We start from the raw sequence: 23086 nt of genomic DNA on the forward strand, positions 1-23086 counted from the left end.
TTCTTTGAGTCCACAAAACCCCTTGGGTGTTGTATGGTTAAGCCTCACGGGCAATTAGTACAGGTTAGCTCAATGCCTCGCAGCACTTACACACCCTGCCTATCAACGTCGTAGTCTACGACAACCCTTTAGGACGCTTATAGCGTCAGGGAAAACTCATCTCAAGGCTCGCTTCCCGCTTAGATGCTTTCAGCGGTTATCGATTCCGAACTTAGCTACCGGGCAATGCCATTGGCATGACAACCCGAACACCAGAGGTTCGTCCACTCCGGTCCTCTCGTACTAGGAGCAGCCCCTTTCAATTTTCCAACGCCCACGGCAGATAGGGACCGAACTGTCTCACGACGTTCTAAACCCAGCTCGCGTACCACTTTAAATGGCGAACAGCCATACCCTTGGGACCGACTTCAGCCCCAGGATGTGATGAGCCGACATCGAGGTGCCAAACACCGCCGTCGATATGAACTCTTGGGCGGTATCAGCCTGTTATCCCCGGAGTACCTTTTATCCGTTGAGCGATGGCCCTTCCATTCAGAACCACCGGATCACTATGACCTGCTTTCGCACCTGCTCGAATTGTCATTCTCGCAGTCAAGCGGGCTTATGCCATTGCACTAACCACACGATGTCCAACCGTGTTTAGCCCACCTTCGTGCTCCTCCGTTACTCTTTGGGAGGAGACCGCCCCAGTCAAACTACCCACCAGGCACTGTCCGTAATCCCGATTCAGGGACCAACGTTAGAACATCAAAACTACAAGGGTGGTATTTCAAGGACGACTCCATCACATCTAGCGACGCAATTTCATAGTCTCCCACCTATCCTACACATGTAGGTTCAATGTTCAGTGCCAAGCTGTAGTAAAGGTTCACGGGGTCTTTCCGTCTAGCCGCGGGTACACTGCATCTTCACAGCGATTTCAATTTCACTGAGTCTCGGGTGGAGACAGCGTGGCCATCATTACGCCATTCGTGCAGGTCGGAACTTACCCGACAAGGAATTTCGCTACCTTAGGACCGTTATAGTTACGGCCGCCGTTTACCGGGGCTTCGATCAAGAGCTTCGACCGAAGTCTAACCCCATCAATTAACCTTCCGGCACCGGGCAGGCGTCACACCGTATACGTCATCTTACGATTTTGCACAGTGCTGTGTTTTTAATAAACAGTTGCAGCCACCTGGTATCTGCGACTCTCGTCTGCTCCATCCGCAAGGGACTTCACTGATAAGAGCGTACCTTCTCCCGAAGTTACGGTACCATTTTGCCTAGTTCCTTCACCCGAGTTCTCTCAAGCGCCTTGGTATTCTCTACCCGACCACCTGTGTCGGTTTGGGGTACGATTCCTTACAATCTGAAGCTTAGAGGCTTTTCCTGGAAGCATGGCATCAATGACTTCACTACCGTAGTAGCTCGACATCGTATCTCAGCGTTAAGAAAGTCCGGATTTACCTAAACTTTCCGCCTACATACTTGAACCTGGACAACCGTCGCCAGGCCCACCTAGCCTTCTCCGTCCCCCCATCGCAATTGTAAGAAGTACGGGAATATTAACCCGTTTCCCATCGACTACGCCTTTCGGCCTCGCCTTAGGAGTCGACTTACCCTGCCCCGATTAACGTTGGACAGGAACCCTTGGTCTTCCGGCGAGGGAGTTTTTCACTCCCTTTATCGTTACTCATGTCAGCATTCGCACTTCTGATACCTCCAGCAGCCCTTACAGACCACCTTCAACGGCTTACAGAACGCTCCCCTACCCCACATACCCTAAGGTACGTAGCCGCAGCTTCGGTGTATAGCTTAGCCCCGTTACATCTTCCGCGCAGGCCGACTCGACCAGTGAGCTATTACGCTTTCTTTAAATGATGGCTGCTTCTAAGCCAACATCCTGGCTGTCTGAGCCTTCCCACATCGTTTCCCACTTAGCTATACTTTGGGACCTTAGCTGGCGGTCTGGGTTGTTTCCCTCTCCACGACGGACGTTAGCACCCGCCGTGTGTCTCCCGGATAGTACTTACTGGTATTCGGAGTTTGCAAAGGGTTGGTAAGTCGGGATGACCCCCTAGCCTTAACAGTGCTCTACCCCCAGTAGTATTCGTCCGAGGCGCTACCTAAATAGCTTTCGGGGAGAACCAGCTATCTCCAGGTTTGATTGGCCTTTCACCCCTAGCCACAAGTCATCCGCTAATTTTTCAACATTAGTCGGTTCGGTCCTCCAGTTGATGTTACTCAACCTTCAACCTGCCCATGGCTAGATCACCTGGTTTCGGGTCTAATCCTAGCAACTGTACGCCCAGTTAAGACTCGGTTTCCCTACGGCTCCCCTAAACGGTTAACCTTGCTACTAAAATTAAGTCGCTGACCCATTATACAAAAGGTACGCAGTCACACCACGAAGGTGCTCCTACTGCTTGTACGTACACGGTTTCAGGTTCTATTTCACTCCCCTCACAGGGGTTCTTTTCGCCTTTCCCTCACGGTACTGGTTCACTATCGGTCAGTCAGTAGTATTTAGCCTTGGAGGATGGTCCCCCCATATTCAGACAGGATATCACGTGTCCCGCCCTACTCGTTTTCACTGATTATGAGATGTCGACTACGGGGCTATCACCCTTTACTGCGGCACTTTCCAGAGCCTTCGTCTGTCTCATTAAAAGCTTAAGGGCTAATCCAATTTCGCTCGCCGCTACTTTCGGAATCTCGGTTGATTTCTCTTCCTCGGGGTACTTAGATGTTTCAGTTCCCCCGGTTTGCCTCCTGTTGCTATGTATTCACAACAGGATACTTGCTTATGCAAGTGGGTTTCCCCATTCAGGAATCCCAGACTCAAAAGGTTATTACTACCTAATCTGGGCTTATCGCAAGTTATTACGCCTTTCATCGCCTCTGACTGCCAAGGCATCCACCGTGTACGCTTAGTCACTTAACCATACAACCCGAAAGGGTCTTAGCGTATGGCAACTAACCAAGGTTTTTGGTTGTCATTAAGAAGGGTTAATTCTCAATGACTGTTTGCCGGACTCAATTGTGAATCAATGTAAACATTGATTCGAATACAAGACACTTGAATGTGTTTGTTGTGTTTATCTAATGAAAGATAAACATTGAGAACTTTTAAATTTGATTGAATTACTCGTAAGTAAATCAATCAGTCAGCTTTCCAAATTGTTAAAGAGCATAAAGCAAAAAGCTTTAATCAATAACTTACGTTATTAATTAAAGCTCTGGCTTTAACTAAATCTAAACCATCAATCTGTGTGGACACTCATCGTGACTATCTTCGTATAAGGAGGTGATCCAGCCCCAGGTTCCCCTAGGGCTACCTTGTTACGACTTCACCCCAGTCATGAACCACAAAGTGGTGAGCGTCCTCCCCGAAAGGTTAAACTACCCACTTCTTTTGCAGCCCACTCCCATGGTGTGACGGGCGGTGTGTACAAGGCCCGGGAACGTATTCACCGTGACATTCTGATTCACGATTACTAGCGATTCCGACTTCATGGAGTCGAGTTGCAGACTCCAATCCGGACTACGACGCACTTTTTGGGATTCGCTCACTATCGCTAGCTTGCTGCCCTCTGTATGCGCCATTGTAGCACGTGTGTAGCCCTACTCGTAAGGGCCATGATGACTTGACGTCGTCCCCACCTTCCTCCGGTTTATCACCGGCAGTCTCCCTGGAGTTCCCGACATTACTCGCTGGCAAACAAGGATAAGGGTTGCGCTCGTTGCGGGACTTAACCCAACATTTCACAACACGAGCTGACGACAGCCATGCAGCACCTGTCTCAGAGCTCCCGAAGGCACACCTGCGTCTCCGCTGGCTTCTCTGGATGTCAAGAGTAGGTAAGGTTCTTCGCGTTGCATCGAATTAAACCACATGCTCCACCGCTTGTGCGGGCCCCCGTCAATTCATTTGAGTTTTAATCTTGCGACCGTACTCCCCAGGCGGTCTACTTAACGCGTTAGCTCCGAAAGCCACGGCTCAAGGCCACAACCTCCAAGTAGACATCGTTTACGGCGTGGACTACCAGGGTATCTAATCCTGTTTGCTCCCCACGCTTTCGCATCTGAGTGTCAGTGTCTGTCCAGGGGGCCGCCTTCGCCACTGGTATTCCTTCAGATCTCTACGCATTTCACCGCTACACCTGAAATTCTACCCCCCTCTACAGCACTCTAGTTCACCAGTTTCAAATGCAGTTCCGAGGTTGAGCCCCGGGCTTTCACATCTGACTTAATGAACCACCTGCATGCGCTTTACGCCCAGTAATTCCGATTAACGCTCGCACCCTCCGTATTACCGCGGCTGCTGGCACGGAGTTAGCCGGTGCTTCTTCTGTTGCTAACGTCAAGATGCGCAGCTATTAACTACACACCCTTCCTCACAACTGAAAGTACTTTACAACCCGAAGGCCTTCTTCATACACGCGGCATGGCTGCATCAGGCTTTCGCCCATTGTGCAATATTCCCCACTGCTGCCTCCCGTAGGAGTCTGGACCGTGTCTCAGTTCCAGTGTGGCTGATCATCCTCTCAGACCAGCTAGGGATCGTCGCCTTGGTGAGCCATTACCTCACCAACTAGCTAATCCCACCTAGGCATATCTTGACGCGAGAGGTCCGAAGATCCCCCTCTTTGGCCCGTAGGCATTATGCGGTATTAGCCATCGTTTCCAATGGTTATCCCCCACATCAAGGCAATTTCCTAGGCATTACTCACCCGTCCGCCGCTCGACGCCCATTAACGCACCCGAAGGATTGTTAGTGTCGTTTCCGCTCGACTTGCATGTGTTAGGCCTGCCGCCAGCGTTCAATCTGAGCCATGATCAAACTCTTCAATTTAAGATTTTGATTACCTAAATTAATAGGTGTGACTCAACGAATACTGACTTCAAAACTAATATTTACCGCTCTTTCGAAAAAGAACAGAAACATGTAATTCTAAAGCTATTACCCCTCTCTTCTTAAATAAATAGGAACAGAATGGTAATGAATTGACTGTGCCGAATAACTACAAGTAGTTAAACGTATTGGTCACTCAGCTCATTGAAATCATTTGTTACCGAAGTAACTGCTATTACGCTCTTTCGAAAAAGAACCAATAACGTTTTGATATTCATCAACGAGTGCCCACACAGATTGATAGGTTTAAATTGTTAAAGAGCTTTTCTTCGTTGTGACTTACATCACTTCGGAAGAGGCGGCCATTCTAGCGATTTAATTCTCAGTGTCAAACACTTATTTTGAATTAATTCCTACTTTCTAAAAGTAGGAGCGAATCATCGCTTAAAGCTAGTTGCCTTACTAACATTTCTCGCTGAAGCCTTGTGGCGTCTGCCGTGTCAGTGAGGCGGCATTATAGAGATGCCGCTCATATTGGCAAGCAATAAATGCGTTTTTTATTGAAAAAAGAGGTTAAGCGAAGACATTTCAACCAAGGGCTTATTTATACCACTTTCACCCCAAGTTTCGAACAAATTATCCACAACGACCTGTGGATAACTACTCTCCACTATCAAAAAAGTAAGATAAACGAGCCCTAGGGTTTAGATACTCTCGAACTTGTTCAGGTAATTTGCTTGGATGAACGGCATTAACGATTTTGATCTCTTTAATAAAGAGGTCAATGATCGGAGCTTGGGTTCTTGGCACGCTAGGATCATAGATAAGTACATTTGGATAAAGCATATGTTTAGCGTTAACGGATATCACAATCCCAATCGAATCATTTGAAAGCTGTACTACGGTTCCTGGGGGGTAGACTCCCATGAACTTAACCAACAGCCCCAAGTTATCTTGGCTATATAGATGCTTGCAGCTCTTATATAGGTGGGACAATGCTAAATACGGGATCATTTGTTGAGATTGCGTTTTACCATGGCAAAGGTTATCAAATGCATTAGCCACGGCGACTATCTTGGCAAACTCATCAATCTCATGTTCTTTTAAGCCCTCGGGGTAACCAGAACCATCATTCATCTCATGATGTTGAGCGATCACCTTTTTGGCACTTTCAGGAAAGTCATCAATTGCCGATACAATATCTGCACCGTATTTAGTATGAAGTTTCAGGTAGTTCTCTTCGGGCACCGTTAGTGCACTCTGCTTTCTTAGTATCGCGACTGGTATTTTGACCTTGCCTACATCGTGAAACAACGCTGCGAATGAGAGGTCTTTCAATTGCTGTGTGTTATAGCCTTTGGCCTTACCTATCATCAGTGCAACAACCGAAACATTTAGAGTATGAAAGTAAATATCTTCGAAATCCGCTTTGGCATTCATAAGGTGCAAGGTGACGTTATCATCGCTCACTAGAGTTTCAACGATATCATCAACAAGAGCCTTAACCTCCCCTACCGCATCTAAAGGTCTGTTACGGATCTTGGTCATCACAGATCGCATTCGAGCAAGCGAACGTTCAAACTCTCTCTCACAATGACTCACCCTGCGGCGGTAAGAGCTAAGGGTTTCGATACGCTCATGCTTATCTTTCCACATTCTTTCCGTTTCAAGGCTTACCTGTGAATCAATATCGACTTCTTGTTCACCTACGTGATTAACAGGTAAAGGTGAGGTATCACTTTGACTCAGGTTTATATAGACGTGCTTAATCCCAAGATGTCGAATTACTTTTACTTGAGCGTCATCTTTGATTTTAAAGCTGTTGAATAAAAATGGGTGTTCATTCCATTTTACGGGGAGTCGTATATGCAGACCGGGCTGAATGCGATCTACGGTAATCTTTATGCTGCCCATTTTTATATATAATATTGATGATTAATCTCTATTTATAATTCTAATAAAACCAAGCAGCAATTTCACTATCCAATTTCACAGGCTCAACTTAAAGAATCACAGTGCACCATCCAACGTATACCAAACTTGTCTTCTACTTTGCCAAATCGAGCTCCCCAAAACGTATCTGCGAGTGGAGTCATTATCCGCCCTCCCTTCTTAAGCTTTTCAAAGATCTGCTCTTGAGTCGCGGTGTCTTCAGTTACAAGAGAGAGTGCTAGGTTGTTCCCTTCTAGTTCTTTTGCCTTTACACCATCAGACATCATGAGCTTCATGCCAAATGCTTCGAACTCAGCATGCATAACCCAATCAGGTTGAGCTCCCTCTATTACCTGTGGTGCATCACTAAAGAGTTGCTTCGATAAAACAACACCGCCAAAACACTTATGATAAAAATCCAACGCTTCATTACAACGACCATCAAAAAACAAGTAAGGGGTTACTGTCAGCATATCTCTCTCCTCTGTTAGTCCTTTAAACATAGACAATAGAAAAGAGAATGACAGGTAACATCATGATTTAAGATGAATAATTCACTAGGAACTTGAATTACGAAAGGAAACGGTGAGATTTAGGGATGAAGCATAAAGATCTGACTGATTAAGAAGCTTTCCTGCCCTGCCGCCACCGCGAAGGCAACACTTCCTATATTCCAGATACAACAAAGCCCCGACCATTTCTGATCAAGGCTTTGTCTAAATATGGTACCGGTAGGCGACTTGACTGGGCTTGCATCCAAGCCGACACGCTGGATTTCAAATTCATAAACGCCTAAAACGACGAAAGGTCGCTATAAAAGCGACCTTTCTATGTTTGGTACCGGTAGGCGGACTTGAACCGCCACGCCCGAAGGCAACGGATTTTGAATCCGTCGTGTATACCAATTTCACCATACCGGCATTATCTTGGGGCATTGCCCTTTCGATGTTTGGCATTATACGTATGCGAACTGATGTGGCAAGTATAAAAACTTGAATTCATGTGTGTTTGCCGATAATTTCGCCACTAAGTCATAAGCTGTGCGTCATGTCTCTTTTCACGCTAAGCCTTAAACTATATTCTGACGCCTCAATTTTTAAAGAAGTAATAACACATGACATCAACAAACACTCTGCCACCAGCAGGAGTCATGCGCCGATTTGGTGCCTTGTTCTACGACGCTCTGATCGTAATCGCTATTGAAATGTTGGCGGCTGGCGTCATTGTCGCTCTACTGCACGCGCTCATGGCTCTCGGCATTTTTAACCACAGCGGATATGCCGATGTTAGTGACTTCTTAACCAACCATCCGATTTGGAGCCCTGCATATACCTTTTACTTAGTGGCCGTTTGGGTATATTTCTTCGTGTTCTTCTGGACTAGAGCTGGTCAAACTCTCGGTATGAGGGCTTGGAAGCTGCGCGTTCAAAACAAAGATGGCTCAGCTATCACTATAACTCAGGCGCTGATTCGTTTAGGTACTTCAGGTTTTGGATTGGCAAACCTATGTGTTCCATTCGATCCTGAAAAACGTGGCTTTCACGATATCTGGGCAAAGACCGAAGTCGTTGTGTTACCACAAGCACGATAATGTGATTTAAGTTAGCTCCAATCAAGATCAAAAAAGGAAGGCGTTATGCCTTCCTTTTTTCTATTTACAGTTTCCGCCTCAAGAGCATGATGGCAATTCCAAGGAACACCACGCTCGGGGCTATTGCGCCAAAGGCGGGCGGTATTTGATAAACCAAACTCACCGGGCCAAAGAACTCACTGGATATATAGAAGGTAAAGCCGGCAATAACACCTGACAGAATCCTCGCACCCATGGTCACACTACGCAAAGGACCAAAGATAAACGACAGTGCCATCAACATCATAACCGCGATCGAAATTGGCTGGGTTATCTTTCTCCACAGCGCCAATTCATAGCGTGATGCGTCTTGCTCTGACGCCTTCAGATAAGAAACATAATCATACAACCCACTTAACGACAGCTCTTCTGGCTTAACCGTTACTATCGCCAACTTATCTGGAGCTAATGATGTTTCCCAGGAGTAAGTTGGTAGGCTTTCTTTGGTAATTTGAAGTTCGTTTTCAAAAGACGTGATCTCCACATCCTTCATCGTCCAAACGTTGTCTCCAACGTAATCAACTTCGTCAGAATAAATAGCGGTCTTAAGTGCCTTGTTTTCATCAAAGCGCCACATGTTCATTCCATATAGCTTCTGGTCATCGATTTTGACAATGAAGATGAAGTCATTGGCATCACGAGCCCAGACACCACTTTGCGTCGAAATAATATTACCACCAGCAATCGAGATGGTTCTTAAATCACGAGCCATTTTCTGTGCTTGCGGTGCACCCCACTGACCAAGCAACGTCACCACGATCATCAGTGGAATAGCCGTTTTAAGTACCGATAGGCCGATATCTAACTTAGAGAAACCAGCTGCCTGCATAACGACAAGCTCAGAACTTGCAGCAAGCATACCAAGCCCAATCAACGCACCAAGCAATGCAGCCATTGGAAAGAACATTTCGATATCACGAGGGATACTCAGTAAAACAAAGTACAGCGCTTGTAATAGATCGTATGTACCACGGCCAACTTTTCTCAGCTGTTCTACATATTTGATGATCCCAGAGAGACCAACAAACGTCACCAATACCAGTGACGTCGTTGCGATGATGGTTCTGCCTATATATAAATCGAGAATCTTAAACACGGCTTAAGCCAACCTCTTATTCTTGAATTTTTCTTTCAAACGCCTTACTGGCACGCTATCCATAAAGTTTGCACCAATCGCGACAAATAACAATAACGCATTGATTGGCCACATGCCGATTACCGCAGGAATGCTCCCCTCTTCAATTGAAGACTTGGTTGCACTGATTGCTAAGAAATAGGTGAGATAAATCAGTATTGCTGGGCCGATTTTCGCAAAACGACCTTGTCGAGGGTTTACCGCAGACAGTGGCACGACAAGCATGGTCAACAATGGAATACAAAGTACCAAAGAAATACGCCACTGCAACTCTGCTTTCGCACTATTATTTGAGTTACCAATCAGTTCAAGCGTAGGGATCGCTTCCCAGTCTCGACCTTTCTTCTCAACTTCACGCTGACCAATCAGGCCTTCGTATTCTTCAAAGTGCGTCACCCTGTAGTCGAGGCGAGTCGGAATGCCTTCATGACGAGTACCATCGTACATTACGATCACTTGGCGACCATCACTGAGCTCTTTTACATCACCTGACTTCGAGAACATCACACTTGGCAGTACAGAATCACGCGGACGCATTTGAGCAACGAACACATTTTCTAACTTATTACCGTCGATATCATCGATAAACACGACAGAAGAACCATCCGGCGTACCTTCAAACTTACCTTTTGGTAGTAAATCAACGCTGTTCTCTGCGGCTACTTCTTCATACATTTGTTCAACTTTGTCTTGTGACCAAGGAGATAGCCAAAATGAGTTAAAGGCTGCAACAGACGCCGTAATCAAAGCGAGGTAGAGCGCAGATTGGATCAGGAATTTATTACCGATACCGGTGGCGTTCATGACCACTATTTCACTTTCAGCGTAAAGGCGGCCAAAAGTAAGCAAAATACCAATATAGATACTGAGTGGAAGCATCAATAGGCCCATCGCTGGCATATTTAAGCCAACAATCGACAATATAAGACTCGCAGGGATATCACCATCAGAGGCGTCCGCTAAAACACTGATGAATTTTTGGCTGAGAAACACGAGAAAGAGAACAAAAAAGATCGCAAATTGGCTCTTGATTGTCTCGCGGATCAAATATCTAACAATAATCACGCTCAAATTACCTATACAAAACTTGTTTTTTTGATTGAATCACTATAATTTCCCGTTGAACCTTTTATTTTTTTAAATTTTTAGCTAAGTGTTAGCGTTCTTCTTTAAGGTTAGTTCCATTATAGGATCCAACAAGTAAGAACCCATTATCTAACATTTAGTTCGATTTGTCTTCAGGATGTAGGAGTACGCATGGAGTTCAGTGTAAAAAGTGGCAGCCCAGAGAAACAGCGCAGCGCATGTATCGTTGTCGGTGTATTCGAACCGCGCCGCCTTTCTCCAGTAGCCGAGCAATTAGATAAGATTAGCGATGGCTACATTAGTTCACTGCTTCGTCGCGGTGATCTAGAGGGTAAACCTGGCCAGATGCTACTACTGCATCAAGTACCTGGTGTACTTTCAGAACGTGTTCTACTGGTAGGCTGTGGTAAAGAACGTGAGCTAGGCGAACGTCAATACAAAGAAATTATCCAAAAAACCATCAGCACACTAAACGAAACAGGTTCTATGGAAGCAGTATGTTTCCTTACAGAACTTCACGTTAAAGGTCGCGACACTTATTGGAAAGTTCGCCAAGCAGTAGAAGCGACTAAAGATGGTCTTTACACATTTGACCAATTCAAGAGCAACAAACCAGAGACTCGTCGCCCACTACGTAAATTGGTATTCAACGTACCAACACGTCGCGAATTGAGCCTGGGTGAGAAAGCAATCTCTCACGGCCTTGCTATTGCTTCAGGTGTAAAAGCGTCTAAAGATCTAGGCAACATGCCACCAAACATCGCAAACCCTGCTTACCTTGCTTCTCAAGCACGTCGTTTAGCCGACGATTACGAGACAGTGAAGACTAAGATCATTGGCGAAGAAGAGATGGAAAAACTGGGTATGACATCATACCTAGCAGTTGGCCGTGGCTCTAAAAATGAATCTATGATGTCTATCATGGAATACAAAGGCGCTCCGGATCCAGATGCGAAGCCGATTGTATTAGTAGGTAAAGGTCTTACTTTCGATTCAGGCGGTATCTCGCTTAAGCCTGGTGAAGGCATGGATGAGATGAAGTACGACATGTGTGGTGCGGCGTCTGTATTCGGTACAATGAAAGCACTGGCTAAGCTTAACCTGCCTATTAACGTGGTTGGTATCCTAGCCGGTTGTGAAAACATGCCGGGCAGCAATGCTTACCGTCCAGGTGATATCCTAACGACAATGTCAGGCCAAACGGTTGAAGTACTCAACACTGATGCTGAAGGTCGCTTGGTTCTATGTGATGCTCTAACTTACGTTGAGCGTTTTGAACCAGATTGTGTTGTCGATGTTGCTACGCTAACTGGCGCATGTGTTATCGCTCTAGGTCATCACATCAGTGGCGTTCTATCGAACCACAACCCACTTTCTCACGAACTTGTTAATGCTTCTGAGCAAGCAAGTGACCGTGCATGGCGTCTACCTATGGCAGACGAGTACCATGAGCAGCTAAACAGCCCATTCGCTGATATGGCGAACATCGGTGGCCGTCCTGGCGGCACAATTACTGCTGGTTGCTTCCTGTCTAAATTCACTAAGAAGTACCACTGGGCACATATCGACAGTGCTGGTACTGCTTGGAAGTCAGGCGCAGCGAAAGGCTCGACAGGTCGTCCTGTCTCAATGCTAGTCCAATTCTTATTGAACCGCAGCGGCCAAGAGACTGAAGAGCAATCTTCAAAATAATAAAAAGGGCCTACGGGCCCTTTTTTAATAAGCGCTATTTGTTAGACCCTGTTAACCAAGTAACATTGATATCCACGATTTTCAGTTCGAGTATTAAGTATGCAGACTGCTACATTTTACATTGTGCCTTCAGACAGCCCGCAAGCCAGCGAAGATGGTTTTGCTCACTATGTGCTGTTTCTTGCTCAGCACTTTGCAAAACAAGGCGCTAAACTTTATCTCAACTGTAATGACAAAGAGCATGCCGAGCGTATTGCTGAAGTTTTCTGGCAAGTCGAACCCTGTGATTTTATTGCGCACAACTTGGTTGGCGAAGGCCCGAAGTATTCAACCAACATCGAAATTGGCTATCAAGGCGTAAAACATAATTGGAATCGTCAGCTAGTAATTAATCTGGCCGATAATCATACAACCTTTGCGAACGCCTTTGCTCAGGTGATAGACTTCGTCCCTTGCGAAGAAAAAGCTAAGCAACTCGCTCGAGAAAGGTATAAAATTTACCGTCAGGCTGGATATCAGCTACAAACTATCGAGATTCAACATCCATAGTCAAACCTCATAGTTAAAGCTATCTTTGGATTTAGATTCAAGAAGCTTCACTTATGAAGTTTGACCACGATTAACCATTCACAGTATCCGTTTAAGAGCACTATGGAAAAGACATACAACCCAACATCAATCGAACAAGCTCTGTATAAGACTTGGGAAGAGAAAGGCTACTTTAAGCCACACGGTGACACATCAAAAGAAGCTTACAGCATCATGATCCCGCCACCGAACGTCACTGGCAGCCTACACATGGGTCACGCGTTCCAAGATACGATCATGGATACGCTTATCCGTGCTCAACGTATGAAAGGCAAAAACACGCTTTGGCAAGTGGGTACTGACCACGCTGGTATCGCAACTCAAATGGTTGTTGAGCGTAAGATTGCTGCTGAAGAAGGCAAAACAAAACACGACTACGGCCGTGAAGCTTTCATCGACAAAATCTGGGAATGGAAAGGCGAATCAGGTGGCACGATCACTCAACAACTTCGTCGTCTTGGTGCATCTGTAGATTGGGATCGTGAACGATTCACTATGGATGACGGCCTATCAGCTGCGACTCAAGAAGTGTTCGTTCGTCTTTACGAAGAAGACCTAATCTACCGTGGTAAACGTCTAGTAAACTGGGATCCTAAACTGCACACTGCAATCTCGGATCTTGAAGTTGAAAACAAAGACAAAAAAGGTTTCATGTGGCACTTCCGCTACCCGCTAGCGAACGGTGTTAAAACGGCAGATGGTAAAGACTACATCGTTGTAGCGACGACGCGTCCAGAAACCATGCTTGGCGATACTGGCGTTGCTGTTAACCCAGAAGATCCTCGTTACAAAGATCTTATCGGTAAAGAAATCCTACTTCCAGTTGTGAACCGTCTTATCCCTATCGTAGGCGATGAGCACGCTGACATGGAAAAAGGCACAGGTTGTGTGAAGATCACACCAGCTCACGACTTTAACGATTACGAAGTGGGTAAACGCAACAACCTACCAATGATCAACATCCTAACGTTCAACGCTGATATCCGTGATGCTGCTGAAGTCTTCACAACCAACGGCGAAGAAAGCGATGTTTACTCAACTGACATCCCTGCTAAATACCAAGGCATGGAGCGTTTTGCTGCACGTAAAGCTATCGTTGCTGAATTCGATGAGCTTGGTCTTCTTGAAGAGATCAAAGATCACGACCTGACTGTCCCTTACGGCGACCGTGGTGGCGTGGTTATCGAACCAATGCTGACTGACCAATGGTACGTGCGCACAGCACCTCTTGCAGAACCTGCGGTTAAAGCGGTTGAAGATGGCCAAATCCAATTCGTACCTAAACAGTACGAAAACATGTATTTCGCGTGGATGCGTGACGTGCAAGACTGGTGTATCTCTCGTCAACTTTGGTGGGGCCACCGTATCCCTGCATGGTACGACAACGATGGTAAAGTTTACGTAGGTCGCACTGAAGAAGAAGTTCGTGAAAAGAACAACCTAGCGCCTGTTGTTGTGCTTAAGCAAGACGACGACGTACTGGATACTTGGTTCTCTTCTGCACTTTGGACGTTCGGCACACAAGGCTGGCCTGAAGATACAGAAGCCCTGAAAACATTCCACCCATCTGAAGTACTAGTATCTGGTTTTGATATTATCTTCTTCTGGGTTGCCCGTATGATCATGATGACCATGCACTTCGTGAAAGACGAAGATGGCAAAGCTCAAGTACCTTTCAAAACCGTTTACATGACAGGTCTTATCCGTGATGAAAACGGCGACAAGATGTCTAAGTCGAAAGGTAACGTACTTGACCCAATCGACATGATTGACGGCATCGGCCTTGAAGAGCTAGTAGAGAAGCGTTGTGGCAACATGATGCAACCTAAACTGGCTGCTAAGATCGAAAAAGCAACACGTAAAACTTTCGAAAACGGTATCGAACCTTACGGTACTGACGCACTTCGTTTCACTCTTGCTGCTATGGCTTCAACTGGCCGTGACATCAACTGGGACATGAAGCGTCTTGAAGGTTACCGTAACTTCTGTAACAAGCTATGGAACGCAAGCCGTTACGTACTAATGAACACAGAAGAGCACGATTGTGGCATGTCGCTGTCTATTGAAGACCGTGCAAACATGGAATTCTCTCTAGCAGATAAGTGGATTGAATCTCAGTTTGAAGTTGCAGCGAAAGAATTTAATGCTCACCTAGACAACTACCGTCTAGACATGGCAGCAAACACGCTTTACGAATTCATCTGGAACCAATTCTGTGACTGGTACCTAGAGCTAACTAAACCGGTTCTTTGGAAGGGTACTGAAGCTCAACAACAAGCGACCCGTTACACTTTGATCACGGTTCTTGAGAAAACACTGCGTCTTGCTCACCCAGTTCTTCCTTACATCACTGAATCTATCTGGCAGAGCGTTAAGCCGCTAGTAGACGGCGTTGAAGGCGAGACAATTATGACTCAAGCGCTTCCTCAGTTTAACGAAGATAACTTCAATGCTGAGATCGTAGAAGACATCGAATGGGTTAAGACTTTCATCACAGCTATCCGTAACCTACGTGCGGAATACGACATTGCACCAAGCCAAGGCTTAGAAGTAATGATCAAAGTGGCTGATGAGAAAGATGCAGCTCGTATCGAAGCGAACAAAATCGTTCTTAACTCTCTAGCTAAACTAGACGATATTAAAGTTCTAGCAGACGGAGAAGAGACTCCGGCTTGTGCAACTAAACTGGTTGGCAAATCTGAGCTGATGATCCCAATGGCGGGTCTTATCGACAAAGATGCAGAGCTTGCTCGTCTAGATAAAGAAGTAGCGAAGGCTCACGGCGAGATTAAGCGTATCGAAGGTAAGCTAGGTAACGAAGGTTTCGTTGCTAAAGCGCCAGAAGCGGTTATCGCGAAAGAGCGTGAAAAGCTTGAAGGCTATCAAGAGACTCTTGTTAAGCTTGAAGAGCAAAAAGCGACCATCGCTGCGCTTTAAAACCGAGTGAACGAGAGGCTTCGAACTTCTCGCTCTAAATAGAAAGGTTGGTCTTCGTGACCAGCCTTTTTTTATACCTCTGACTACTATGCTTCTCACTCTAGCCTCAATTATTGATAGGTTTCATCTATCAAATTAATCTCTACTTCCCATTATACTTAATGATAATAATTCTCAATAATAGGTCTATCGAAACAACACAACGATTGAGTAATTATCATGAAAAAGACACTAACCTTTGCTGCATTACATTTTACTATCGCATTTAGTGTCGCTTATGTACTAACAGGCGACATCTTAATTGGTAGCTTAATCGCTATGATTGAGCCCTCAGTGAATACTGTTGCCTTCTATTTTCATGAAAAGGCGTGGGCTCAAGTTCCTGCTCTTAAAGCTCGTCAGTGGATGACCAAATTAAAAACAGCAAGCTTTGCTACCATCCACTTTAGTGTTGCCTTTACCGTTGTCTACTTGTTGACTGGCGATGCCTTCATCGGCGGTGTGATGGCCTTGCTAGAGCCAACTTTAAATACAGTTGCTTACTACTTCCACGAGAAAGTCTGGTTACGTAAATCAGGCGACCAAATGGCACAGCAACAATTCTGTTTGCACCAACATGCTTAGTCACCATATATTGGGTCACATATTAGTGACCCTTTCATAGGCAGATCATGGAACAAATTACTGAGTTCACCCTTAGACCCATTACACCGCAAGACAATCCAAGCATCGCACAAGTCATTCGCCAAGTTTCGGCTGAGCATGGACTCACAGAAGATAAAGGTTATGGCGTGGCCGATCCAACACTCGATGATATGTACTCTGTCTATAGCCAAGCGAATGCAATGTACTGGGTTATCGAACACAACGGAAAGATCGTCGGAGGCGGTGGCTTTGCCCCTCTAGCAGGTAAACCCAATGTGTGTGAGCTACAAAAGATGTACTTCTTACCGCAAACTCGAGGGCATGGCCTAGCCAAGCGAATTGTCGCTTTGAGCTTAAAGCAAGCCAAGCAACTTGGGTATCAACACATGTATTTAGAAACGACGGAGTGCTTGGGTGCTGCGGTCAAACTCTATGAGAAGTTTGGGTTTGAGCATCTTGAGTCAGCTTGGGGAGAAACAGGCCACGACGCTTGTGAGGTTGTCATGGCCAAGTCGTTATAAGCAGAATGCGCCGCTATAGCGAAAGAAGATAGCGCTAAAATATACGGAGTTAACGTAGAAAGTTACTGACGCAAGAGGTTGGGTTCAAGGCAACAAAAGAACTCTCTTCTTGCCCATCAAGTACCACTTCTAATGGGTATAGATGCTTAGGGTTAGGATTCTCAATATCAAAAATGATAGGCGCCTCAACCTGGAACACGACGCCAGTATGTTCAGCGCGCACATCGATCGGCATTACGAGAGTCATACCATTAAATTTGATGGATGCCGATACTAACCCCGCCTTTAGCGTTTGATAGATAACATCCACTTTAAACTCACAGCCACCACCGTGGTGCCATATCTGCTCTGTGACAACTTGCTCTAGCTTGACGTTTCGAACGAACTGCAGGTATGGCGCTTGCCAAATCCCGATACGTGAATCAGATTTAGCGATAGCCTGTGAAGATACAGAGTCATCCATATCCTCTTCAAGCAATAGGCTCTCCTCTTCTTCAAGGAAAAGGATCTCGAAGCGGTTTCGGCCGGACTGCATATAAGGACGGATATCTTTGCGGTATTCAGCTTGGCTACCATCACAATCAAACACAGCCACACCATTAAGCCGAACTTCAGCAAAGTAATCGACTCCAGCCATCACTAACTCAACAAATGGACACGCCAACATAGCGTCATCTACTTCGATGTCGTGCATCAGGTGCCACTCTTGCTCTACAATTTCATTTTCACTCAAGCTATCAGGTAGCTTTGAGCTTAACGGAGCCGGAAAAGTGATGTCATCTTGTGGGATAGAGAGATCCGTCAGTGGCGAAATTTGCCAAAGACCATCGAGAGGTAGCCGCATGTCATTCCTTGAGCTAGATCAATTTTGAACGCATTATAAAGAATGAATGCATATAAAGACATTTATTTTTCTGAGGACAAAAAAATGCCAGCTCGAAGCTGGCATTCTTTAAAACTGGGAGAGATTACTCTTCGCCTTCATCATCTTCATCTGGGTAGATAGCATCTTCACCTTCGTAGTAAGTGCCCCACCCGTCATAGATAATGTCAAACTTCTCTGCAAGATTCACAAGCTTCTCAACTTGCTCATCAATCGCTTCTGCATTCAGAGTACACTGCATCGTCGCATCACAACAAAGTAGCTTATTGCCATCTTCGTCTTCTGTCTCTTCAGCTTCAAGAACTTCAAAGCCCATTTTGAAGGCTTCAACAACCGCTTTCTCAAGTACACCGAAATCTTCAGCAAATAGGTGATGCTCGATATCGTATAGAGCTTCAGGATCGCTACCATCTTCAATTAACGCTGTAATGATGTCGCGAGTCTCTTCCTTTTGAAATTCAATTAATTCCGCTACTGATAGATATTCATCTTCGTGAGACATGTGTCTGCTCCAGAGTGTTGACTATGAAAAGATCAAATTTGATTGCCACGAAATATGTCATGGATCGTCCAGAAAAGCCACCTAGATCAGGCTTATAAAGTTAAGTTTCTCGCCGGATAACAAAGGCAATACCAATAAAAAAGTGAAATCAAAATCACAGAAACAAATTTTCAACATATTATTAACCCATGCGTGTTTTAGCATTTCATTTTTATTGCGCTCTTTGCCGAAAGTGAATAAAAACTGCGTGCTTAGTCACACAAAATGCATACTCCTGACAACTTTAGAGTTGCATAAAATCTCGACCTGAAATCAAAAAATGAATAATAGTGAATAAAAAATCACTATTATCAGACAAAAGTCGACTCCAAACTCACAAGGTTTTGAGCATAGATCGTCAAAAAGGTTGTTGGGGAATTACATCTGTTATTTGGATTAAAATATAAATAAATAGAATATATATGGGATTTAACACTAAATATTCTAGAAACACCTCGTATTAACACAAGCTTTAAAACTTGCATATTACGATCAAGCTTGTCATAAATAGACGCTGGATTAATAGTAAGGATGCAAAATGAGTAAGCTGTACGTTGGCTCCGAAGTCGGTCAATTAAGACGAGTTCTCCTAAATCGACCTGAAAGGGCACTCACCCACCTCACCCCTTCTAACTGTCATGAGTTACTCTTTGATGATGTACTTGCAGTAGAAGCCGCAGGTGAAGAACACGATGCCTTTGCGACAACACTTCGTAACCAAGACGTTGAAGTGTTATTACTGCATGACCTACTGGTTGAGACACTTGCTGTTGCTCCAGCTCGTGAATGGTTGCTTAATACTCAAATATCTGATTTTCGTTATGGTCCAACATTTGCGCGTGATTTGAGAGAATATCTTGCTCAAATGGACAATGAGCATTTGGCTACCATCCTACTTGGTGGTTTAGCTTACTCTGAGCTTCCTATCAAATCATCTTCAATGCTACCGAAGATGCATCGCCCACTCGATTTCGTTATCGAACCGCTCCCTAACCATCTATTTACACGAGATACCTCATGTTGGGTTTATGGAGGCGTCTCTCTTAACCCGATGATGATGCCTGCTCGTCAACGAGAAACAAATCACTTACGAGCAATATACCGCTGGCATCCTGTCTTCGCTGGCCAAGATTTTATTAAGTATTTCGGTGATGAGGATCTTCACTACGATAACGCAAATATTGAAGGCGGCGATGTCCTAGTTATTGGTAAAGGCGCCGTGCTTATCGGTATTTCAGAGCGAACTAAACCACAGGGTGTCGAAAACCTAGCAGCGAGTTTATTCAAATCGGGTCAAGCAAAAGAAGTCATTGCAATTGATTTACCAAAGCACCGCTCTTGCATGCACCTTGATACGGTTATGACTCATATGGATATCGACACGTTCTCAGTCTACCCAGAAATTGTTCGCAAAGACTTAGACACCTGGCGCTTAACGCCAAAAGAAAATGGCGAGATGCGTGTAGAAAAGGCTGACAACTACCTTTCTGCTATTGAAGGTGCATTAGGACTCGATCAACTGAAGATTATAACCACAGGTGGTGACAACTACGAAGCTGAACGTGAACAGTGGAATGACGCAAACAACGTGCTTACCGTGAAACCAGGTACGGTTATCGGTTATGAGCGTAATGTTTACACCAATGAGAAATACGACAAAGCAGGTATCGAAGTTCTGACGATTCCAGGCAATGAACTGGGTCGTGGTCGCGGTGGCGCTCGTTGTATGAGCTGTCCTATCGAAAGAGACGGTATCTAAGCTACAAAATTTAATAAAGCGAACACACTAACTTATCTAGGCCAGTACCATTGTACTGGCCTTTTTTATCAATTTAATAAAATAAATACTCACAAATACAGCATTTTTATGTTTAACTGAGTTCTTCATTGATTCTATATACACAAGGAGCGAGAGATGGCCTTTAATCTTCGCAATCGTAACTTTCTAAAACTTCTCGACTTTACTCCTAAAGAGATTCAGTTTTTACTCGACTTGTCTGCTGACCTAAAAAAGGCAAAGTATGCAGGAACAGAACAGAAGAAACTCAACGGTAAAAACATCGCTTTGATCTTTGAAAAAGCATCAACTAGAACTCGATGTGCGTTTGAGGTGGCTGCCTTTGATCAAGGAGCTCAAGTCTCTTACTTAGGTCCTTCTGGCTCTCAGATTGGTCAAAAAGAATCAATGAAAGATACGGCTCGTGTATTAGGTCGTATGTACGATGGCATTGAATACCGTGGTTTTGGTCAAAGTATTGTTGAAGACCTAGGCGCTTATGCGGGTGTACCGGTTTGGAATGGTCTCACCGATGAATTCCATCCTACTCAGATCTTAGCTGATTTCCTCACTATGCTTGAGCATGGTCGCGGTAAACATCTGCACCAAATCAGCTTTGCTTATCTAGGTGATGCTCGCAATAACATGGGTAACTCTCTGTTAGTCGGTGCCGCGAAGATGGGCATGGATATTCGCCTTGTCGCGCCTAAAGCATTCTGGCCAGAAGAGCAACTTGTCGAAGAGTGCCAAGCTATCGCGCAAAGCACAGGTGCTAAAATCACTCTAACGGAAGACGTTGCTGAAGGCGTGAAAGGCTGTGATTTCCTTTATACCGATGTTTGGGTTTCAATGGGCGAAGCACCAGAAGCTTGGGACGAACGTGTTACAGTTATGACGCCTTACCAAGTGAATATGGATGTTATTAAGCTCACTGGTAACCCTCAAGTGAAATTCATGCACTGCTTACCTGCTTTCCACAACAATGAAACCGTGATCGGCCAGCAAGTCGCAGATAAGTATGGAATGAACGGTTTAGAGGTAACAGACGAAGTCTTTGAATCGGATTACTCAATTGTGTTTGATGAAGCAGAGAATCGCATGCATACCATCAAAGCAGTAATGGTTGCGACACTGGGTCAATAGCGAATATTGAAAGTAAACAAAAGCTTGATGTAATCGCTTGCGCTCACAAATTGAAAGCGTATAATTCTCGGCAATTTGTCTGAGAGTAGTGAAAATGACGCCAACCAATATTGTGATAACACATAGTAATATTGTGAAAACACCAAATATTGCTCGTAAGCTAAGATGCTTACCAGGCCGTCTATTCTGCTTTTCAGCACTTTTTTAAAGCCTCCCATTATGGGGGGCTTTTTTATGGCCAATACATTATTGTGGGGAAGAAGATCATGGCGAATTCGCTCTATCAAAAGCACATCATCTCAATTCCAGAGCTTTCTCGTGAAGAGCTAGAATTAATTGTTCAAACGGCAGGTCAGCTAAAGGCTGAACCAAACCCAGAACTCATCAAGAACAAAGTTGTTGCCAGCTGCTTCTTCGAACCTTCTACGCGAACTCGTCTCTCTTTTGAAACTGCGATTCAACGCATCGGTGGTGATGTGATTGGTTTCGACAGTGGTGGTAACACTTCTTTGGCAAAGAAAGGCGAAACGTTAGCGGACTCGGTACAGGTTATCTCTTCATACGTTGATGCTTACGTGATGCGTCACCCTCAAGAAGGCGCAGCGCGTCTGGCTTCTGAGTTCTCAAACGGTGTACCTGTTATTAACGCAGGTGACGGCGCAAACCAACACCCAACACAAACGTTATTAGACCTGTTCTCTATCGCTGAGACACAAGGCCGCCTCGACAACCTAAACGTTGCATTCGTTGGTGACCTTAAGTACGGCCGTACGGTTCACTCGTTGACGCAAGCACTAGCGAAATTCGACAACATCTGTTTCTACTTTGTGGCGCCAGAAGCGTTGGCGATGCCAGACTACATTTGTGAAGAACTTGATGAAGCGGGTATCAAGTACCAACTACTGACCGACATGGAAGATGTGATTCCTGAGCTTGATGTCTTGTACATGACTCGAGTTCAAAAGGAGCGCTTCGATGAGTCAGAATACGCGCACATCAAATCCGCATACATCCTGACCGCTTCGATGCTGGAAAATGCACGCGATAACCTGAAGGTTTTGCACCCTCTTCCTCGCGTTGATGAAATTACTGTCGATGTCGATAAAACACCTTACGCTTACTACTTCCAGCAAGCAGAGAATGGTGTTTACGCTCGTGAAGCATTGCTAGCCCTTGTTCTTAACGAAACGCTGTAGAGGAGAGATATCATGTCTAAAGAGACTCAATTAAAAGTTGAAGCAATCAGAAACGGTACTGTTATCGACCATATCCCTGCCAATATCGGGATCAAAGTGCTAAAACTGTTCGACATGCACAACTCTCATCAGCGCGTGACGATTGGCCTAAACCTGCCCTCTTCGGCACTAGGCGGAAAAGACCTGCTCAAGATTGAGAATGTGTTTATCACTGAAGAACAGGCGAGCAAGCTGGCTCTTTACGCACCTCACGCAACCGTGAATCAAATCGAAGATTACGAAGTGGTTAAGAAGCTACCACTAGAACTTCCTGAGCAGATCAACGATGTGTTCGAGTGTCCAAATACCAACTGTATTACTCACAATGAACCGGTTGAAAGCAGCTTTAAGATCTTTGAAAAGAAAGAAGATATTCGATTGAAGTGTAAGTATTGCGAAAAAGTCTTCTCTCGTGAGATCGTGACAGAAAGATAACGTCAATACGGCAAAGAAGACCGAATGTAAAAACTATCAAATACCTCGCCTGTGCGGGGTATTTTACGC

Annotated in this window: 16 protein-coding genes, 1 tRNA gene and 2 rRNA genes; 10 read left to right on the forward strand and 9 right to left on the reverse strand. The window is 45.1% G+C overall.

All coding sequences use genetic code 11. The annotated features are described in order from the left end of the window. Nucleotides 1-33: 33 nt before the first annotated feature. From AC3CH3_RS13390 to AC3CH3_RS13410, 5 genes are all read right to left on the reverse strand, one after another. Nucleotides 34-2926, reverse strand: a 23S ribosomal RNA gene (locus AC3CH3_RS13390). A 356-nt stretch (nucleotides 2927-3282) separates the two neighbouring features. After that, nucleotides 3283-4837: ribosomal RNA gene (locus AC3CH3_RS13395) — 16S ribosomal RNA — on the reverse strand. Together the 16S and 23S rRNA genes form the textbook arrangement of a ribosomal RNA operon. Before the next feature lie 660 nt (nucleotides 4838-5497). Then, nucleotides 5498-6751 carry a cyclic di-GMP phosphodiesterase gene (locus AC3CH3_RS13400; RefSeq protein WP_019822263.1) on the reverse strand — a complete coding sequence of 418 codons (1254 nt, stop codon included), beginning with the start codon at nucleotides 6749-6751 and terminating at the stop codon, nucleotides 5498-5500. An 83-nt stretch (nucleotides 6752-6834) separates the two neighbouring features. Further along, a complete protein-coding gene (locus AC3CH3_RS13405) occupies nucleotides 6835-7242 on the reverse strand; it encodes a VOC family protein (RefSeq protein ID WP_017055297.1) in 408 nt (135 codons plus the stop codon). Between the two features lie 362 nt (nucleotides 7243-7604). Next, nucleotides 7605-7689, reverse strand: a tRNA-Leu gene (locus tag AC3CH3_RS13410). A gap of 194 nt (nucleotides 7690-7883) precedes the next feature. On the opposite strand from AC3CH3_RS13410, the gene AC3CH3_RS13415 reads away from it, so the two are divergent. Next, a complete protein-coding gene (locus AC3CH3_RS13415; protein WP_488537319.1) occupies nucleotides 7884-8360 on the forward strand; it encodes an RDD family protein in 477 nt (158 codons plus the stop codon). A gap of 64 nt (nucleotides 8361-8424) precedes the next feature. Here AC3CH3_RS13415 and lptG read toward each other — a convergent pair whose 3' ends face one another. Then, nucleotides 8425-9495, reverse strand: a complete 1071-nt coding sequence (gene lptG, locus AC3CH3_RS13420; protein WP_017058938.1) for an LPS export ABC transporter permease LptG — start codon at nucleotides 9493-9495, stop codon at nucleotides 8425-8427. Between the two features lie 3 nt (nucleotides 9496-9498). Continuing rightward, nucleotides 9499-10599, reverse strand: a complete 1101-nt coding sequence (gene lptF / locus AC3CH3_RS13425; protein ID WP_017058937.1) for an LPS export ABC transporter permease LptF — start codon at nucleotides 10597-10599, stop codon at nucleotides 9499-9501. Between the two features lie 192 nt (nucleotides 10600-10791). On the opposite strand from lptF, the gene pepA reads away from it, so the two are divergent. From pepA to AC3CH3_RS13450, 5 genes are all read left to right on the forward strand, one after another. Then, complete coding sequence (gene pepA, locus AC3CH3_RS13430; RefSeq protein WP_017058936.1) at nucleotides 10792-12312, forward strand: leucyl aminopeptidase; 1521 nt, start codon at nucleotides 10792-10794, stop codon at nucleotides 12310-12312. Nucleotides 12313-12411: 99 nt separating this feature from the next. Next, nucleotides 12412-12861: a DNA polymerase III subunit chi gene (locus tag AC3CH3_RS13435; RefSeq protein WP_171733228.1), complete on the forward strand. Its 450-nt coding sequence runs from the start codon at nucleotides 12412-12414 to the stop codon at nucleotides 12859-12861. Between the two features lie 102 nt (nucleotides 12862-12963). Next, on the forward strand, nucleotides 12964-15837 hold the full coding sequence (locus tag AC3CH3_RS13440) for a valine--tRNA ligase (protein WP_488537320.1): 2874 nt from the start codon (nucleotides 12964-12966) through the stop codon (nucleotides 15835-15837). 219 nt (nucleotides 15838-16056) lie between these two features. Next, nucleotides 16057-16461 carry a DUF2061 domain-containing protein gene (locus tag AC3CH3_RS13445; protein ID WP_017058933.1) on the forward strand — a complete coding sequence of 135 codons (405 nt, stop codon included), beginning with the start codon at nucleotides 16057-16059 and terminating at the stop codon, nucleotides 16459-16461. A gap of 47 nt (nucleotides 16462-16508) precedes the next feature. Beyond that, nucleotides 16509-17003, forward strand: coding sequence for a GNAT family N-acetyltransferase (locus AC3CH3_RS13450; RefSeq protein WP_488537321.1), 495 nt, complete (start codon nucleotides 16509-16511; stop codon nucleotides 17001-17003). A 49-nt stretch (nucleotides 17004-17052) separates the two neighbouring features. On the opposite strand, the gene AC3CH3_RS13455 is transcribed toward AC3CH3_RS13450, so the two are convergent. Next, nucleotides 17053-17847, reverse strand: coding sequence for a glycosyl hydrolase 2 galactose-binding domain-containing protein (locus AC3CH3_RS13455; protein WP_488537322.1), 795 nt, complete (start codon nucleotides 17845-17847; stop codon nucleotides 17053-17055). Nucleotides 17848-17971: 124 nt separating this feature from the next. Further along, nucleotides 17972-18388 (reverse strand): ribonuclease E inhibitor RraB, encoded by a 417-nt coding sequence (gene rraB, locus AC3CH3_RS13460; protein WP_010435017.1) that lies wholly within the window; start codon nucleotides 18386-18388, stop codon nucleotides 17972-17974. A gap of 577 nt (nucleotides 18389-18965) precedes the next feature. Between rraB and arcA the strand changes: the two genes are divergently transcribed. From arcA to pyrI, 4 genes are all read left to right on the forward strand, one after another. Next, nucleotides 18966-20186, forward strand: coding sequence for an arginine deiminase (gene arcA / locus AC3CH3_RS13465; RefSeq protein WP_010435019.1), 1221 nt, complete (start codon nucleotides 18966-18968; stop codon nucleotides 20184-20186). Between the two features lie 156 nt (nucleotides 20187-20342). Then, on the forward strand, nucleotides 20343-21347 hold the full coding sequence (locus AC3CH3_RS13470) for an ornithine carbamoyltransferase (protein WP_488537323.1): 1005 nt from the start codon (nucleotides 20343-20345) through the stop codon (nucleotides 21345-21347). A gap of 266 nt (nucleotides 21348-21613) precedes the next feature. Then, complete coding sequence (pyrB, locus tag AC3CH3_RS13475; protein WP_012604860.1) at nucleotides 21614-22543, forward strand: aspartate carbamoyltransferase; 930 nt, start codon at nucleotides 21614-21616, stop codon at nucleotides 22541-22543. A gap of 12 nt (nucleotides 22544-22555) precedes the next feature. Beyond that, complete coding sequence (pyrI, locus tag AC3CH3_RS13480; RefSeq protein ID WP_017058927.1) at nucleotides 22556-23017, forward strand: aspartate carbamoyltransferase regulatory subunit; 462 nt, start codon at nucleotides 22556-22558, stop codon at nucleotides 23015-23017. The last annotated feature ends 69 nt before the right edge of the window (nucleotides 23018-23086 follow it).

This window comes from Vibrio sp. QJM3NY_35, from assembly GCF_057785915.1.